The following is a 16,353-nucleotide window of genomic DNA, read 5'->3' as shown; positions in this document are numbered from 1 at the left end:
AGGAAGAAGAATGGTTTATTTTATAGGAGCAGGTCCAGGAGATGCAGAGTTAATCACAGTAAAGGGAAGAGATACACTGACAAAAGCAGATGTAGTTATATATGCAGGCTCTCTTGTAAGCAAGGAGCATATGAATTATTGTAAGGCTGGATGTGAAATACATAATTCAGCATCTATGACTTTAGAACAAGTTATAGAAGTTATGAATAAGGCTGAAAAAGAAAACAAAATGGTAGTAAGACTTCATACAGGTGATCCAGCTATATATGGAGCTATCAAAGAACAAATGGATGAACTTGATAAATTAAATATTCAGTACAAGGTAATTCCAGGAGTTAGCTCATTTACAGCAGCAGCATCTGTAATAAAAAAGGAATTTACACTTCCATCAGTAACTCAAACTGTAATATTAACTAGAGTTGAGGGAAGAACTCCAGTACCAGAAACTGAAAGCTTAGAAAAACTTGCATCAATTGGTGCATCCATGGCTATATTCCTTTCTATTAGCATGATAGATAAGGTAGTTGCAAAGCTAAGAAAAGGTTATGGAAGGAATGTTAATATAGCTGTAGTTGAAAGAGCTACTTGGGAAGATGAAAGAGCTATAATTGGAACTTTAGATGATATAGCAGAAAAGGTTAAAGAAGCAGGAATCACTAAATGTGCTCAAATATTAGTAGGAGACTTTATAAATTGTGATTATGATAAGAGTCTTCTATATGATAAATCCTTTACTCATATGTTTAGAGAAGGACAAAAATAATTCTTAGAATGTACAATTCTAGAAAGTAGGAGAGTTATGAAGTTAGCAGCGGTGTCTGTAACAAGACAAGGAGATAATATTGCAAAAAAACTAAGTGAAACTTTAGAGCTTAAGCTTTACTCTAGTTATAATAACAAAAACTTCAAACTAAAATCTGTATGTGAAGAGCTTATGAATACTGTAGATGGAATAATTTTTATCTCATCTACAGGCATTGCAGTAAGAGGAATAGCACCTTTTCTAAAGGGAAAGGATAAGGACCCAGCAGTGGTAGTAGTAGATTGTGAAAGCAGATTCGCCATAAGTCTTGCAGGAGGACATCTTGGAGGAGCTAATGAACTTGCTTTAAAAGTGTCAGAAATTCTTAAGGCTACACCAGTTATAACTACAGCCACAGATACCATGGGAATAGATGCTCCAGATATGATTGCTAAGAATAATAACCTGATTATAGATGATATGAAAATAGCTAAAGACATAGCTGCCAAATTAGTTGATAAAGCTAAGGTTGGTTTTTTAGATGATGAAGGCCAAATAAAAATGCCAAAGGGATATGTAATTCCTGAAGGAGATATGAAGGGTATGGTTACAGTATCTAATAAAATAGATGTGGATAACTTGCTCCCCGTTGAAGGCTTGATTCACCTTAAACTCATAAGAAGAAACATCATATTAGGTATGGGATGTAGAAAAGATGTGGATAAGGACAAAGTTAAAAACTTTGTTGTGGATACTTTAAAGAAATATAATATAGATTTAAGAGCCATAAAAACTATTTCTACAGTGGAAGTTAAAAAGAATGAAGGAGCATTAATTGCTTTAAGTGAATTTTTAAACTGTCCCATGGAAATTCATTCTTTAAAAGAAATAGAAAGCATAGAACATAAATACAAGGGCAGTGATTTTGTCAAGAAATCTATAGGTGTGAGAGCGGTATGTGAGCCTTGTGTTGAATTAGCAGGGGGAGAGTTACTTACAGATAAAATTAGTTTTGAAGGTATAACCCTTTGTATTGGAAAGTTAGTCTACTGATAATGGAGGAAAAATAATGGGAAAATTATATGTAGTAGGAATCGGTCCAGGAGGACTTGATTACATGACAATTAAAGCTGTAAAGGCTATAGAAGAAAGCGATATAGTAGTAGGATACACAAAGTATATAGAAATGATAAAGCCACTTTTAGATGGTAAGAAAGTTTATTCTACAGGAATGATGGGTGAAGAGGCAAGATGCCAGGAAGCTTTAAGATTAACTAGTGAAGGAACGGTAGCTGTAGTAAGTACAGGAGATGCTGGAATCTATGGTATGGCTGGGTTAATTCTTGAAATGAAAAAGGATGAAGAAGTAGAGGTAATACCAGGGGTTACAGCATCATCTTCAGCAGGATCAATAGTTGGAGCTCCACTTATGCATGATAACTGCAACATAAGCTTAAGTGATTTAATGACTCCATATGAAGATATAAAGAAGAGAGTTAAGCTTGCAGCTGAAGGGGATTTTATAATATCTCTTTATAATCCAAAGAGTAAGGGAAGACCTCATTACTTAAGAGAAGCTATAGATATAATAAAGGAATATAGAAATGAAGATACACCAGTTGCTATTGTTAAGCATGCCTTAAGAGAAGGTCAAGAAGCTACAGTTTGCACTATAGGAACCTTTGATGATTCTATAGTAGATATGATGACTATGGTTATTATAGGAAATACTAAGAGTTATATAAAAGATGGATTATTTATAACTCCAAGAGGATATAAATTAGAAAACAAGTAGACATTAAGGGGGAGAATTACAATGATAGCTTTAATAGTAGGTACATCAGAGGGAAAGGTAATTCTTTCCCATCTAAATAAACATACAGATAACATTTTAGTATCCACAGCTACAACCTATGGTGGAGAGCTTTTAGTGGATTATAAATATAAAATATTAAATGATAAACCTTTAGTTTATGAAGAGTTAAAAGCATTATTTATGAAAAGTGGTGTAAGGGTAATTGTAGATGCATCTCATCCCTATGCAGTTCAAATAAGTGGAACTGCTATGAAGATAGCAAAGGATATGGGAATTGAGTATGTAAGATATGAAAGGCAAAGTACTTTAGATACGTTACCTAAAAATGATTTGATAATAGAGGTGCCAACCTATGAAGAATTAGGAGAAGCCCTAAAAGATATAGATGGATGTATTTTAAATACTACAGGAAGTAGAAATATAGATAAGATACTAGAGTTAAAACTTGAAAATAGAATAGTCCATAGAGTGCTACCTTCTTTAAAAGTTATGGAGGAAGTATTTAACTTAGGTGTTAGAGTGGAGGATTTGATATTCATAAAAGGACCTATAGGTTATGAACTAAATAAAGCCTTTATAAAAGAATATGATGGTAAGGCTTTAATAACAAAGGATAGTGGTCCACAAGGTGGAACTTATGAAAAAATAAAGGCTGCCATAGACATGGGCATTAAAGTTTTTGTAGTAGAAAGAAAAACCATGGATTACGGCATTGTCTTTAATGATGAAGAAAAATTAAGTCACTATATCTGTAGCAACAAAGAAAACTATTAGTAACATTTCAAAGTGTAATAAAAGACTCGGGTGACGGTGGGAGTAACTTTTATTATATAAAACAAAAAGTTATGTTATAGATTGTATACTAATATATTTAAAGTGCACGTTAAGTATATTACTTATAATCACATTAATTAGCTACAGTTAAGTATATAGAAATTTAAATATAAGCAATGCTAGCGGTATTATATTTAAATTAAATCATTTTTACTAAATATAAGGGGGAAAAATTATGAATAAATCAAGTATTACTAAAAAATCATTTGTATTTATGTGGGCATTAGCATTATTCTTTACAGTGCCTAAATTAGCTTATGGTATGCATATTGCAGAAGGGTTTTTACCAATGGCTTGGTGTGCTTTTTATTTTGTAGCATGCATTCCATTTGTAGCATTAGGAATTAGAGATATAAGAAAAAAAACAATGAGTAGCAAGGATTTAAAAATGCTATTAGCATTGATTGGGGCTTTTGCTTTTGTATTATCAGCAATGAAATTACCTTCTGTTACAGGAAGTTCATCACATCCAACAGGTACAGGTCTTGGAGCAATGATATTTGGACCATTTGCTATGTCTGTGGTTTCTATAGTAGTTCTTTTATTCCAAGCACTTTTCCTAGCGCATGGAGGATTAACAACTTTAGGAGCTAACGTTTTATCAATGGGTATTGCAGGACCGATAGTAGCCTTTGCAATTTATAAAGTATTTAAAAATAAAAATAAAAAATTAGCAATATTCCTTGGAGCAACTTTAGGGGACTTAGCAACATACCTAGTTACATCCATTCAACTTGGACTTGCATTCCCAGCTACTACAGGTGGATTTGCAGCGGCATTTATAAAGTTTGTATCAATATTTGCTATAACTCAAGTTCCACTTGCTATAGTAGAAGGAATAATAACTGTTATGATATTTGACTTTATAGAAAAACATGCCTCTGAGGAGTTATTAGAAGTTGGAGGTGTAAGATAATATGAAAAAAAATATAGGATTAATTTTATTATGTATAGCAATTGTGGTAGGATCTTTATTCTTAGGTAGAAATGGTGAATTTAATGGTGCCGATGGAGAAATTGAAGTTAAAATCCAAGAATTAAATGGAGATTATGAGCCTTGGGCAGCTCCTATGTGGGAACCACCATCAGGAGAAATTGAAAGCTTCCTTTTCTGTTTACAAGCAGCAATTGGGGCTGGATTCATAGGATATTACATTGGTGTTAAAAAAGGAGCTTCAAAGAACAAAGGAGCTAAGACTAATGTAGGTGGAAAAGTGAAAGAATGTTAAGGACAGTACTTTCATATTCAAAGCTAAGTAAATTAGCAAATATTCATCCTATAGAGAAAATAATTTTATGTATATTACCAATAATAGCACTTAGTTTTAGTACTAGGTGCTATCCTTTGGTTATAAATATAATTTTTTTTCTTGTACTTCATATTGTTTATAAGAACCCTATGCATATAGTAAAACACTTTGTAGAGGCAACTTTTTTATTTGCTTTAGTTTCTTCTATAACCTTTGTATTTGATTATGGATGGTATAGTACTTTAATACTTATATTAAAGTCGGTGTCTGGGGGGATATCCGTTAGTTTTTTAACTTTAACTACACCTACAGATCATGTATTTTATATATTCTCTAAGATAAGTTGGCTTAGAGATATTTGTGATATAGGAAAATCTATGGAGAGATTTTTAATACTTATAGATGATGAATTTCAAACATTACGGAAGAGTATGTTATGTAGAGGCGCCTTTGGTGGTTTTAAGAATAAGGTTAAGGATTCAGGAAGTCTTGCTTCTTTACTTTTTATTAATACTTTAAAACGTTGGAAAGAAATTAAGGATGGAATTAACAGTAGAGGCTATAGAGGAAATATTTATTATGGCTTTGAAGAATTCCATTTGTCATATAAAAGAATAGCTATAATAGTAGGATATATTACATTTCTTATTATTTTGGTGAGTATACCTAAGTGGTTTTAGAAGCTGGGTATACTTTTTATTTTTTTAGATAACTCTATTAATTTAATATAGAATTTTGTAGTTTATATGGTTAAAGATATATACTATATAATAGAGACTGTTAAAAATATAAATTAAAGTATAGAACTTAAAAGGACAAAAAATAGGGAAAATCCTCCTGAAGTAAATAGAAGGAAATTAATTAAAAAAATGATTGGGGTAATTTAGAAAATGAGATACGTTAATTTAGAAGATTTAAAAGAGCTCCCAGGGTTTAATAACATAGATGAAAATACTTTAAGAAAGTTATCTAATATTACTAGAGTTACTAGGTATGAAAAGGGAAAGGTATTATTTAGAGATAAGGATATTGTAGATAATATCTACATAGTATTAAAGGGAAAGGTATCATTATATAAGTTCAATGAAAAGGGTCAAAAAAAGGTTATATTTATATTGGGGCCAGGTGAGCTTATAAATGAAGTTATATTACAAAGTTCTACTGCATCTATAAATTGTGAGACCATAGAGGACTCTCAAATAATGTATTGTAACACCGTGGAGCTTTTACAAGTCATGGAATCAGACTTTGAGTTTACAAAAATGGTACTGTCATCTTTATCTTTAAAAGTAAGAAGAATGTATAGACAATTTAAAAATACTACTGGAGTTTTAAATATGGGAAAGAGAGTTGCATCAAAGCTTTGGAAACTAGGTAGGGATTATGGAGTAGCTAATGACAATGGTATATTAATAGACATGGAGATTAGTATAACCTATCTAGCAGACTTATTTGGAGCACAAAGGGAGACCATATCAAGGGCATGTAAAGAACTTAGTGAGTTGGGATTAATTGAATACAATAATAAAAAATTTATAATAAAAAATAAAGAAAAACTTTTAGAATATTTTAAAGCACCGTGATTTTTATCACGGTGCTTTAAATTTTATAAGCCTATAATGAAGCTATAATTATAAAAGAGGGAAGGGATTTGTTATGGTTTGTGGAGATTTTAACAAAGTATGTGCAGCTGGTAAAACAAAGATGCAATTGTTAAATGAAAACCCTATAGGATATTTTATTTCTTCTATGTTGGCAGGATTATTTATAGGATTAGGTTCTATTCTTATCTTTACCATAGGAGGTCAACTGACATCAGCAGGTTCAGGTGCTATAAAGATTGTTATGGGATTAGCTTTTGGTGGAGCTTTGAGTCTAGTTATAATGGCAGGGGGAGAATTATTTACAGGAAATAACTTTGTACTAGCATCAGCATCCTTAAATAAGGATGTACCATGGAAGGGTACTATAAAGCTATGGTTAGTATGTTTTTTAGGAAATTTACTAGGTTCAATTATAGCAGGAGTAATGTTTAAATTATCAGGTTTAGCTACAGGTAGTGTCGGTGAATACATTGCAAAGGCATCAGAAATAAAAATGACAATACCACTTATACCATTATTTTTCCGTGGAGTATTTTGCAATATATTAGTGTGTTTAGCAGTTTGGTGTGGATTTAAATGCAAAGAAGAAGTAGCAAAATTAATTATGATATTTTGGTGCTTATTTATTTTTATTACAGTAGGATTTGAGCACAGTATCGCTAATATGACAGTATTAACAATAGGTTTATTATCACCTTTTGATGCTTATGTCACCATAGGTGGATATATATATAATATTTTAGTTGTAACACTTGGTAATATGGTTGGAGGTATTTTCTTCGTAGCTCTTCCATACTACATTATATCAAGAAAAAAAGTAAATTAGAGGTGAATTATGGGTTACAAATTATATTTAGAAAAATTCAATGAAATTTTAAAAGAGCTTTCATCAGAGTATATAATATATGCTCCTATATTAATTAAAGGTGGTGCAAACTTTTCCGATACAGACAGAGTTAGATATGGGCAAATATCAAAGGTTGAAGATATAGTATTTGATGAAAAATCTCATTTTTCCTTTAAGGAAGTGTTATTACCACAATCTGAAACTCTACTTTATTTTACTGAAGATGAAGTAAGGGAAGCAGCCCCTAAAGCTAAAGGGTCAATAGTGTTTTTAAGAAGTTGCGACTTACATGCTGTAAAAAGAATGGATGATATATACTTAAGAAATGGCTTTGAAGATTACTATTACAAAAGACTTAGAGAGAATACAAAATTCATATTGATGGGGTGTGAAAGAACCTTTGAAAATTGTTTCTGTGTAGATATGGGAACTAATAAATCAAATAATTATGATGGATACATTAGGGTAGAAAATCATGAAGTTTACTTTGATAGTAAATGTGAAACTTTTGACATTTTATTAGAGAAAAAAGAGGCTGATACTATAGAGGTAGAACCTAAATTTATTTCTGAAAACAATGTTACCGTTAACATTCCAGAAGAACTTAGTCTAGATGTTATGAAATCCACCATGTGGGAGGAATATAATCAAAGATGCATTGCTTGTGGTCGTTGTAATTTTGTCTGTCCTACATGTACTTGCTTCACCATGCAAGATATTTTTTATCAAGATAATAAAAATGTAGGAGAACGTAGAAGAGTATGGTCTTCCTGTCAAGTTGATGGATTTACTGATATGGCTGGAGGACATAGTTTTAGACAAAATAAGGGTCAAAGAATGCGTTTTAAGGTGCTACACAAAGTATATGATTACAAGAAAAAATGGGGTTACCATATGTGTGTAGGCTGTGGTAGATGTGATGATATATGCCCAGAATACATTTCATTTAGTAACTGTATTAATAAATTGCAATCAGCATGTGATGAGGTGAAATAGATGAATAAGAATGAATATATACCTTTTATTTCAGAAATAAAGGAAGTAATAAAGCATACAGAAATTGAGTATACCTTTAGAATGAGCTATATTGGTGATGTGAAACCAGGACAGTTCTTTGAAGTATCAATACCTAAATATGGAGAAGCACCTATATCAGTAAGTGGTATTGGAGAAGGAACTGTTGATTTAACAATACGTAAGGTAGGAAAGGTTACTGATGAAATATTTAGTAACTATGTAGGTGATAAATTATTTTTAAGAGGACCCTATGGAAATGGTTTTGACATAGATAATTATAAAGATCATGAAGTTATTGTAGTAGCTGGAGGTACAGGACTTTCTCCAGTAAGGGGAATTGTGGACTACTTTGGTAATAATCCACAGGATGCTAAAAAGTTTTCTCTAATTTGTGGATTTAAATCTCCTGAAGATGTTTTATTTAAAGAAGATATTAAGAGATGGAATAACACCATGGAATTAATTCTTACTGTAGATAAGGCAGAGGAGAGCTATGGAGGAAATGTTGGAATGGTGACTAAGTACATTCCAGATATGAAGATAGATGATATTAATGATGTACAAGTAGTTGTAGTAGGACCACCAATTATGATGAAGTTTACTGTGGCTGAATTCTTAAAAAGAGGAATTCCAGAGAAAAATATTTGGATTTCTCAAGAGAGAAAAATGTGCTGTGGTATTGGAAAATGTGGACATTGTAAGATAGATGATACGTATATATGCCTAGATGGACCTGTGTTTAACTATACAAAGGGCAAAGAGTTAATAGATTAATTGGAGGTGAAGTACATGGATATAAACACTAAAAACCTAAAAAGGAATGCATTTAGGGTTACAAAAAGAAGAGGATATACAGCATCAAGAATTCGTGTTCCAGGGGGAAAGATGGATGCTAAATATTTAGCCATGATTCAAGAGATTGCAGAAAAATACGGTGATGGAACTGTAAACATTACTATGAGGCAAGGCTTTGAAGTACCAGGTATTAGCTTTGAAGATATGGATAAAGTAAATGAATTATTGCAACCAATCATTGAAGGATTAGAAATTAATCAAAGAGATGAAGGAAAGGGTTACTCTGCAGCTGGAACTAGAAATATATCTGCCTGTGTAGGAAACAATATCTGCCCATATGCTAATTACAATACAACGGAATTTGCAAAGAAGATAGAAAAGGCTATATTCCCAAATGACCTACACTTTAAAGTGGCGTTAACAGGTTGTTCTAATGACTGTGGAAAAGTTAGATTAAATGATTTTGGAATAATAGGGATGACAGAACCTCAATATGATATGAATAAATGTGTATCCTGCGGAGCTTGTGTAAGAGCATGTACAAAGAAGTCCACTGGAGCATTAACCATGAATAACTATAAAATTCAACGTGATCACAAAAAGTGTATAGGATGTGGAGAGTGTGTAATAGCATGTCCGACCGATGCATGGACTAGAAGTAGAGAAAAATATTATAAGCTTGTACTTTTAGGTAGAACAGGAAAGAAAAATCCACGTTTAGCTAAGGATTTTATAGCTTGGGTAGATGAAGAGAGTATAATAAAAATAATCTGTAACACTTACAGCTATGTTAAGGAATATATAGATAAGGATGCACCAGGTGGTAAGGAACATATAGGATATATTGTAGATAGAACAGGCTTCCCAGAATTTAAAAAGTGGGCAATGGAGGGAGTTAAGCTTTCTGATAAAACTGTTGTTCAAGAAACCATGTATTGGGATGGAATTAAGTATTAAAAATTATTAATTAATCTAAAAAGAGGCTATGAGAATAATTATTTTCACATAGCCTCTTTAAAATTACTCCAAGGAATTCTTTCTTTTTTTCATAAATTTATAAGCTAAGAATCCAAAACAAATTACTAGAATAGCTATAGCTACCATAGAATAATCTTTCAAAATCCTTTGAATTAGGTCAGTATTTTCACCTAAAAAATATCCTAAAGATATAAGAATTATGTTCCAAATAGTTATACCTCCAAGGGAGTATAATATAAATTGAGAATAACTCATTTTTACAGCTCCTACAGCTAGAGATATATAAGTTCTAGTTAAAGGGAATAATCTACTTAGAAACACAGCAGGTTTTCCATACTTATCAATGAATAAATCTAACTTATTGAAACTCTTTTTTGCACCAGATGATTTACTACAAAGCCAATTTATTATAGGAGAACCTCCAAAGTATCCAATGGTATAGCAAAGAGTTGAACCAATTAATCCTGCCCCAGTACTAAGAAGAATAACTCCAATAAAGCTAAAGTTACCATAAGAAGCTAAAAGACCTATAAAAGGTAACAGTACTTCACTAGGCAATGGGAAACAGGAATATTCTAAAAATACTGCTAGGAATACACCAGGATATCCAAATCCTTGTATAGTAGTTATTATTGTATTTAAAAAATCATTTACAAAATCCATATAGGCACCTCAAATATCTATGTTTTATTACATATACTAAATAAATAAATTATATGTCTAACACTTGTAAATTTAAAGATGAGTTAAGTTAAATTTAGGTTAACCATAATAATATATATTATTATTGCACTATGGATATACATGATAACTTGTTTTATACTTTTGTATAACTTATCTGGTTTGTTAAAAACATAGAGTGTTATTATCTGATGAAGCAATTACTTCTTTAATAGCATTAACAGCATATGATACATCAGTTTCAGTGTTAAAGGAGCCAAAGGCGAATCTTACTGTTCCGTTAGGAAAAGTGCCTAAGGTCTTATGAGCTGATGGTGCACAATGAAGCCCACATCTCACAGATATGCCGTGGTTTTTGGATAGCATATGGGATATTTGACCATTATCACCCTTAGGAAAATCAATGGATACTACAGAAGTCCTATTTTCAGCAGAGGGTAGTCCCAGAATTTTAATTTCTTTTATATCCTTAATGTTATCTAAAAATAGTTTAGTTAATTTCATTTCATGGTCTTTTATACTACTAAGTCCTTTTTCCTTTAGATATTTTAAGGCTGCATTTAAGCCAAATATTCCAGGTATATTTGGAGTACCACCTTCAAATTTATCAGGCATGTAATCAGGTTGAATTTCATATTCAGAGAAGCTACCAGTACCACCTTCTATAAGAGGAGTAGTTATTTTAGCTAATTCATCTTTTATCAAAAACCCACCTATACCTTGAGGTCCAAGAAGTCCCTTATGACCAGTAAAACATAAAACGTCTATATTCATTTTCTCCATATCTATTGGAATTGATCCAGCTGTTTGTGCTGTGTCTGCAATGAAGCAAATATTGTTTGCCTTGCAGAACTGTCCTATTTCTTCAAAGGGCATAATAGTTCCACATACATTAGAGCTATGAGTCATTACTACAGCTTTAGTATTAGGCTTAAGATATTTATGTAAATCAGATGGATTTAACTGTCCTAGGGAATTACAAGGTACTACAGAGTGCTCTATACCTTTACTTTGTAAGGCGTTTAAAGGGCGAAGTACTGCATTATGTTCCATAGAAGAAGTAATCACATGGTCACCAGCCTTTAAAAATCCTTTTAAAATAACATTAAGACTATGAGTTATATTGCTAGTAAAAATTACATTTTCAGGTTTTGAAAAATTAAATAGTTCACAGAGTAGTTCTCTAGTTTCATAGACTATGTTTTCTGCATTAAAGGAACTATCATAACTACCCCTATTTACATTTCCACCTACATTAATAATATAATTTGTCATAGCTTCAGCTACAGAATTAGGCTTAGGAAAGGATGTAGCACCATTATCTAAATATACTTTTCTCATAATTACCTCCTGAAATCTATATATCTTATATCTAAATTAAAGCTTTAAAAATAAACATTTTTTCCTACATTATTATATCATAGAGAATTAAATATAAAGATTTTATATATTAGAGTTACATAAGTATTAAAAAAACTAATAGGTTGTTATTCATCTATTAGTAATAAAAATTTAATAAAAATATAAATATATGTTAAAATTTACTTTGGATGAAGTATTATCAAAATTTATTATATTTATCAAATATATGGGGGGATAAACGGTGAAAGAAAAAAGAGGCATAATTTTTGCTGGTGGAATCATTGGTCTATTATCTGTAGCGTTGGTGTATTTAGGGAATCCTAAAAACATGGGTGCTTGTATAGCATGTTTCTTAAGAGACATAGCAGGTGCTGTAGGACTACATAGAGCTGAAGTTGTACAGTATATAAGACCAGAAGTAATAGGTATAGTTTTAGGGGCATTTATAATTGCACTATTTACAAAAGAATTCAAAGTAAAGGGTGGTTCTTCACCATTCTTAAGATTTATTCTTGGTGCTATAGTTATGATTGGTGCTCTAGTATTCTTAGGATGTCCACTAAGAATGGTTCTTAGAATTGCTGGTGGAGACTTAAATGCTATAGTAGGCTTACTTGGATTTGCAGCAGGAATATTTGTTGGAATTCAATTTTTAAACAGAGGATTTACTTTAAAGAGAAATTATAATTTAACTACAGCTGAAGGATATGCAATGCCAGTGATAGCAATAATGCTATTAATATTATTAATATCTGCTCCAGCATTTATATTCTTTAGTGCAAAGGGTCCAGGTTCTATGCATGCACCTATATGGTTTGCTTTAGCAGCAGGACTTATTATAGGAATTGTAGCACAAAGAACAAGACTTTGCATGGTAGGTGGAATTAGGGATTTAATCATGTTTAAAGATAGTTATTTAATGTGGGGATTTATATCTATATTTGTAGTAACATTAATAGGAAACTTAGTTCTAGGAGATTTTAAACTAGGCTTTGTTGAACAACCTATAGCTCATAATGATGCATTATGGAACTTTATGGGTATGTTAGTTGCAGGTTGGGGTTCAGTACTTTTAGGAGGATGTCCATTAAGACAATTAATACTTGCTGGTGAAGGAAATGCAGATTCTGCAATCACAGTAATGGGAATGATTGTTGGAGCAGCTTTTGCACATAACTTTAAATTAGCATCTTCAGGAGAAGGTCCTACTGGCAATGGAAAGATTGCAATATTTATAGGAATAGCAATATTATTAGGGATTTCTTATTTCTGTATGAATAAATCATTTAATATAAGTAAGAGTAAAGCTGATAGCAAAGGTGGTGTTTCTATTGGTTAAGGTAGATGCAAGGGGAATGAGTTGTCCTCAACCAGTTTTAATGGCTAAAAAAGCATTAAGTGCAAACAAAGATGGATTTGAAATATTAGTTGATAATAATGTGGCTAAGGAAAATGTTTCAAGGTTTATTAAAAATGCAGGTTTAAATGCTGTAGTTACAGAAGTAGAAGAAGATTTTCTAATAAAGGCAGTTAAATAGAATGCAGTATATTGGAGTTTTTTTCACCCATTCAGGGGCTATAAAATATCATAGATATTTAGATAGTCTTGAAATTACTAATGAAACTATGCCAGTTCCAAGAAGGCTTAGCTCTAATTGTGGAATTGGGGTTAAATTTATTACAGACAGAGATATAAACAATATGATAACTGAAGATATTGAAAAGATATTTAAAATTCAGGGTAACGAAAGCATTCTTGTATATGAATGTGAATAAATAGAAAGAATCTATCTGTAACAGGATAGGTTCTTTTTTACTCTGTTTATCTATAGTTAATTATGTGATATAAAGTATATAGAGAATATATATGTAAGTTCCATTACGATACTAATAAAGAGGGGTGTTATATATGGAAGAAAGAATATCTATTTTAGTAGTAGAAGATGATGTAGATATAAATGGATTACTATGCAAAATTCTTAAAAAGCAAAATTATGAGGTGAGTAGTGCATATTCAGGTAGTGAAGCTAGAATGTGCATTAACATGTATAATTATGATTTGATTCTTTTAGATTTAATGTTACCAGGATTAACTGGAGAAGAGTTGATAGGAGAAATCAGAAAATCAAAAACTATGCCAATTATTATTATCTCTGCAAAAACTGAGATTTCAGATAAGGTAAAGCTGCTGAAATTAGGGGCAGATGACTATATTACTAAACCATTTGAGATAAGTGAAGTTACTGCAAGAGTAGAAGCTCAACTAAGAAGATATAAAAGATTTAATAGTTCAGAGGATAAGGGGCAAGTCTTAGCTTATAAGAGTTTAGAGCTGGATAAGGAAGCTATGAAGGTCACAGTGAATGGAAATGACCTTATACTAACGGTAAGAGAGTTTTCTATACTAGAGCTTTTACTAACTCATCCTAAAAAAGTATTTACTAGAGAAAACTTGTATAAGAATATATGGAATGAAGAGTTCTATGGAGAAGATAATACTGTAAATGTTCATATTAGTAATATTAGATCTAAGATTTCAAAATTAGATAAGGATACAGAGTATATAAAAACTATTTGGGGTATAGGATTTACTATGGCTGAATAAACTTTATGATTTCTTTAACTTTTCTTAAGTGTTTATTGAGTTTTGAATTTTATAATAAATACAATGAGAAAAGGGAAGGGTGAGATTTATGGAAGAAAGTATATTGATTACGAGAAATTTAGGTAAATCCTACGGAAAATTTGAGGCAGTAAAGGCTACTAATATAAATATAAAAAAAGGCTCAATATATGGATTGGTAGGGAAAAATGGTGCTGGTAAAACTACTTTATTAAGGATGATTGCAGGCCAAACTATGATAACTAGTGGTGAATTAGAGTTATTCTCAGAAACTACGGAAAAAGGTTTAGAGATTTCAAGACAAAGAATAGGAGCAATGATTGAAACTCCAAGTTTCTTTCCATATTTAACGGCGGAGGAAAATCTTGAGTATTATAGAGTTCAAAGAGGAATAGCTGGTTCAGAATGCATAAAACAATTACTTAAAGATGTAGGACTTGAAGATACTAAAAAGAAAAAATTTAAGAGTTTTTCTTTAGGCATGAAACAGAGATTAGGGTTAGCTCTTGCAATGATGAATAATCCTGACTTTTTAGTTTTAGATGAACCAATAAATGGACTTGATCCAATGGGGATTGTTGAAATTCGTAATCTTCTTTTAAAACTAAATGAAGAGAAGAATATTACCATAATAATTTCTAGTCATATACTAAGTGAATTAGCTAGTATAGCAACGGAATATGGCTTTATTGAGAGAGGACAGATGGTAGAACAGATTTCTGCAGAAGAACTTAAGGAGAAGTGTAAGGAATGTTTAGAGATATCGGTAGATAATGCTGAGAAGGCAGCAGTATTGTTAGAGGATAAACTAAATTGTCATGAATATGAGGTATTACCTAATAACATAATTCGAATTTATAAATTTAAAGATACACCTTCCATGGTAAGCAGTACAATTGTTAAAAATGGGGTAGAGTTAAATTCTATGAATATAAAGGGAACCAATTTAGAAGAATACTTTGTTTCATTAGTTGGAGGTGTTATCAATGCTTAATTATATAAAAAGTGAATTATATAGAACTACTCATCGTAAATATCCTTATGTTTTAGTTGGAACTTCTTCATTGATATGTATTCTAGTTAATGTATTAGCATTATGGTTTATGCAAGACCAAGCAGCAATTAACAGAATAACAATGCCAGATATGCTAATGATTTCAACAGGTCTTTTTACATTGATTTATTATTCTGTAATTATGATTGTAGATATTGTATTTTCAGATGAACATAAGCATCAAACTTTAAAAAATACAGTATCCTTTGGGATTAATAGAACAAAAATATATTTAGGAAAATTTATTGTAGAAGTGATTGTAGCCACAGTATCTTTAATTATAGTTGCCACTGTGTTAATATTAAGTTCTTATATATGTCTTGGTTTAGGTGGAGCAACTATGACAGAAACACTTGGTAATTTTGGGAATAAACTCATTGCTGTATTCCCACTTTGGTTAACAGGAATTGCTATTGCAAATTTACTTGCTTTTAATATTAAGAATAATAATATATTTGCCTTTGCTTATCTAGGGGTAGTAGCTATATTTCCAGGAATAATTAAGCTGCTAGGTTACTATAAACCTATATTTGCAAAAATACAATCATATTTAGTTTCTTACAACATTAAATTTATAGTAGGTCAAGACAGGATTCTTTCTGAGGATATTACAAAATTTTATGTGCTAGGTATAGTATACATCACTTTAATAACGGTTATAGGAATTATTTCCTTTAGAAGAAGAGAGATAAAATAGAATTAATTATTTAAATTCACACATATAAATTTATACCTATTTAAATATGAAAC

Annotated in this window: 20 protein-coding genes; 18 read left to right on the top strand and 2 right to left on the bottom strand. The window is 31.3% G+C overall.

Going from position 1 to position 16,353, the window contains the following annotated elements; translation table 11 throughout:
* Positions 1–10: 10 nt before the first annotated feature.
* The 12 genes from cobM to asrC all read left to right on the top strand — a co-directional run bounded on the left by cobM (position 11) and on the right by asrC (position 9,862).
* Complete coding sequence (cobM, locus tag ACTNBA_RS03640; protein ID WP_150844096.1) at positions 11–763, top strand: precorrin-4 C(11)-methyltransferase; 753 nt, start codon at positions 11–13, stop codon at positions 761–763.
* Between the two features lie 36 nt (positions 764–799).
* Positions 800–1,795 (top strand): cobalt-precorrin 5A hydrolase, encoded by a 996-nt coding sequence (cbiG, locus tag ACTNBA_RS03635; RefSeq protein ID WP_441072664.1) that lies wholly within the window; start codon positions 800–802, stop codon positions 1,793–1,795.
* A 16-nt stretch (positions 1,796–1,811) separates the two neighbouring features.
* Entirely contained in the window at positions 1,812–2,537 is a 726-nt protein-coding gene (cobJ, locus tag ACTNBA_RS03630) for a precorrin-3B C(17)-methyltransferase (RefSeq protein WP_035129681.1), read from the top strand.
* Between the two features lie 21 nt (positions 2,538–2,558).
* Positions 2,559–3,332 carry a cobalt-precorrin-6A reductase gene (locus ACTNBA_RS03625; RefSeq protein WP_441072662.1) on the top strand — a complete coding sequence of 258 codons (774 nt, stop codon included), beginning with the start codon at positions 2,559–2,561 and terminating at the stop codon, positions 3,330–3,332.
* 235 nt (positions 3,333–3,567) lie between these two features.
* Positions 3,568–4,308, top strand: coding sequence for an energy-coupling factor ABC transporter permease (locus tag ACTNBA_RS03620; RefSeq protein WP_441072660.1), 741 nt, complete (start codon positions 3,568–3,570; stop codon positions 4,306–4,308).
* Position 4,309: 1 nt separating this feature from the next.
* Entirely contained in the window at positions 4,310–4,621 is a 312-nt protein-coding gene (locus ACTNBA_RS03615) for an energy-coupling factor ABC transporter substrate-binding protein (protein ID WP_051823852.1), read from the top strand.
* Positions 4,615–5,322: a CbiQ family ECF transporter T component gene (locus ACTNBA_RS03610; RefSeq protein WP_441072658.1), complete on the top strand. Its 708-nt coding sequence runs from the start codon at positions 4,615–4,617 to the stop codon at positions 5,320–5,322. Before ACTNBA_RS03615 ends, ACTNBA_RS03610 begins: the two co-directional genes overlap by 7 nt.
* A 210-nt stretch (positions 5,323–5,532) precedes the next feature.
* Positions 5,533–6,225, top strand: a complete 693-nt coding sequence (locus ACTNBA_RS03605) for a cyclic nucleotide-binding domain-containing protein (RefSeq protein WP_150844100.1) — start codon at positions 5,533–5,535, stop codon at positions 6,223–6,225.
* Positions 6,226–6,298: 73 nt separating this feature from the next.
* Positions 6,299–7,072 (top strand): formate/nitrite transporter family protein, encoded by a 774-nt coding sequence (locus tag ACTNBA_RS03600; RefSeq protein ID WP_346868243.1) that lies wholly within the window; start codon positions 6,299–6,301, stop codon positions 7,070–7,072.
* Between the two features lie 9 nt (positions 7,073–7,081).
* On the top strand, positions 7,082–8,089 hold the full coding sequence (gene asrA / locus ACTNBA_RS03595; RefSeq protein WP_441072655.1) for an anaerobic sulfite reductase subunit AsrA: 1,008 nt from the start codon (positions 7,082–7,084) through the stop codon (positions 8,087–8,089).
* The gene (asrB, locus tag ACTNBA_RS03590; RefSeq protein ID WP_150844103.1) at positions 8,090–8,884 is read left to right on the top strand and encodes an anaerobic sulfite reductase subunit AsrB; all 795 of its coding nucleotides are present in this window, start codon (positions 8,090–8,092) and stop codon (positions 8,882–8,884) included.
* 15 nt (positions 8,885–8,899) lie between these two features.
* Positions 8,900–9,862 (top strand): sulfite reductase subunit C, encoded by a 963-nt coding sequence (asrC, locus tag ACTNBA_RS03585; RefSeq protein WP_150844104.1) that lies wholly within the window; start codon positions 8,900–8,902, stop codon positions 9,860–9,862.
* A 63-nt stretch (positions 9,863–9,925) separates the two neighbouring features.
* Here asrC and ACTNBA_RS03580 read toward each other — a convergent pair whose 3' ends face one another.
* Both ACTNBA_RS03580 and ACTNBA_RS03575 read right to left on the bottom strand, forming a co-directional pair.
* Positions 9,926–10,546, bottom strand: coding sequence for a DedA family protein (locus ACTNBA_RS03580; protein ID WP_441072652.1), 621 nt, complete (start codon positions 10,544–10,546; stop codon positions 9,926–9,928).
* Positions 10,547–10,729: 183 nt separating this feature from the next.
* Complete coding sequence (locus ACTNBA_RS03575) at positions 10,730–11,905, bottom strand: aminotransferase class V-fold PLP-dependent enzyme (protein ID WP_441072650.1); 1,176 nt, start codon at positions 11,903–11,905, stop codon at positions 10,730–10,732.
* Positions 11,906–12,167: 262 nt separating this feature from the next.
* Between ACTNBA_RS03575 and yedE the strand changes: the two genes are divergently transcribed.
* From yedE to ACTNBA_RS03545, 6 genes are all read left to right on the top strand, one after another.
* A complete protein-coding gene (yedE, locus tag ACTNBA_RS03570) occupies positions 12,168–13,265 on the top strand; it encodes a YedE family putative selenium transporter (protein ID WP_441072648.1) in 1,098 nt (365 codons plus the stop codon).
* A complete protein-coding gene (locus ACTNBA_RS03565; protein ID WP_341349071.1) occupies positions 13,249–13,464 on the top strand; it encodes a sulfurtransferase TusA family protein in 216 nt (71 codons plus the stop codon). Before yedE ends, ACTNBA_RS03565 begins: the two co-directional genes overlap by 17 nt.
* Before the next feature lies 1 nt (position 13,465).
* Positions 13,466–13,702, top strand: coding sequence for a putative Se/S carrier-like protein (locus ACTNBA_RS03560; RefSeq protein ID WP_441072646.1), 237 nt, complete (start codon positions 13,466–13,468; stop codon positions 13,700–13,702).
* Positions 13,703–13,835: 133 nt separating this feature from the next.
* A complete protein-coding gene (locus tag ACTNBA_RS03555) occupies positions 13,836–14,531 on the top strand; it encodes a response regulator transcription factor (RefSeq protein ID WP_441072644.1) in 696 nt (231 codons plus the stop codon).
* An 88-nt stretch (positions 14,532–14,619) separates the two neighbouring features.
* Positions 14,620–15,543, top strand: a complete 924-nt coding sequence (locus tag ACTNBA_RS03550) for an ABC transporter ATP-binding protein (RefSeq protein WP_441072642.1) — start codon at positions 14,620–14,622, stop codon at positions 15,541–15,543.
* Positions 15,536–16,300, top strand: a complete 765-nt coding sequence (locus ACTNBA_RS03545; protein ID WP_441072640.1) for an ABC transporter permease — start codon at positions 15,536–15,538, stop codon at positions 16,298–16,300. The genes ACTNBA_RS03550 and ACTNBA_RS03545 overlap by 8 nt, the downstream gene beginning before the upstream one ends.
* Positions 16,301–16,353 lie beyond the last annotated feature (53 nt).

The sequence above is a fragment of the Clostridium sulfidigenes genome (genome assembly GCF_052067195.1).
GTDB classification, from domain to species: domain Bacteria; phylum Bacillota; class Clostridia; order Clostridiales; family Clostridiaceae; genus Clostridium_J; species Clostridium_J sulfidigenes.
Note: the sequence above shows the minus strand (reverse complement) of the source record. Positions and strands in the feature narration are given on the sequence as shown.

Coding starts and splice junctions, on each gene's coding strand:
- cobM (WP_150844096.1), top strand. CDS start 11: ATGGTTTATTTTATAGGAGCAGGTCCAGGAGATGCAGAGTTAATCACA.
- cbiG (WP_441072664.1), top strand. CDS start 800: ATGAAGTTAGCAGCGGTGTCTGTAACAAGACAAGGAGATAATATTGCA.
- cobJ (WP_035129681.1), top strand. CDS start 1,812: ATGGGAAAATTATATGTAGTAGGAATCGGTCCAGGAGGACTTGATTAC.
- ACTNBA_RS03625 (WP_441072662.1), top strand. CDS start 2,559: ATGATAGCTTTAATAGTAGGTACATCAGAGGGAAAGGTAATTCTTTCC.
- ACTNBA_RS03620 (WP_441072660.1), top strand. CDS start 3,568: ATGAATAAATCAAGTATTACTAAAAAATCATTTGTATTTATGTGGGCA.
- ACTNBA_RS03615 (WP_051823852.1), top strand. CDS start 4,310: ATGAAAAAAAATATAGGATTAATTTTATTATGTATAGCAATTGTGGTA.
- ACTNBA_RS03610 (WP_441072658.1), top strand. CDS start 4,615: ATGTTAAGGACAGTACTTTCATATTCAAAGCTAAGTAAATTAGCAAAT.
- ACTNBA_RS03605 (WP_150844100.1), top strand. CDS start 5,533: ATGAGATACGTTAATTTAGAAGATTTAAAAGAGCTCCCAGGGTTTAAT.
- ACTNBA_RS03600 (WP_346868243.1), top strand. CDS start 6,299: ATGGTTTGTGGAGATTTTAACAAAGTATGTGCAGCTGGTAAAACAAAG.
- asrA (WP_441072655.1), top strand. CDS start 7,082: ATGGGTTACAAATTATATTTAGAAAAATTCAATGAAATTTTAAAAGAG.
- asrB (WP_150844103.1), top strand. CDS start 8,090: ATGAATAAGAATGAATATATACCTTTTATTTCAGAAATAAAGGAAGTA.
- asrC (WP_150844104.1), top strand. CDS start 8,900: ATGGATATAAACACTAAAAACCTAAAAAGGAATGCATTTAGGGTTACA.
- ACTNBA_RS03580 (WP_441072652.1), bottom strand. CDS start 10,546: ATGGATTTTGTAAATGATTTTTTAAATACAATAATAACTACTATACAA.
- ACTNBA_RS03575 (WP_441072650.1), bottom strand. CDS start 11,905: ATGAGAAAAGTATATTTAGATAATGGTGCTACATCCTTTCCTAAGCCT.
- ACTNBA_RS03560 (WP_441072646.1), top strand. CDS start 13,466: ATGCAGTATATTGGAGTTTTTTTCACCCATTCAGGGGCTATAAAATAT.
- ACTNBA_RS03555 (WP_441072644.1), top strand. CDS start 13,836: ATGGAAGAAAGAATATCTATTTTAGTAGTAGAAGATGATGTAGATATA.
- ACTNBA_RS03550 (WP_441072642.1), top strand. CDS start 14,620: ATGGAAGAAAGTATATTGATTACGAGAAATTTAGGTAAATCCTACGGA.
- ACTNBA_RS03545 (WP_441072640.1), top strand. CDS start 15,536: ATGCTTAATTATATAAAAAGTGAATTATATAGAACTACTCATCGTAAA.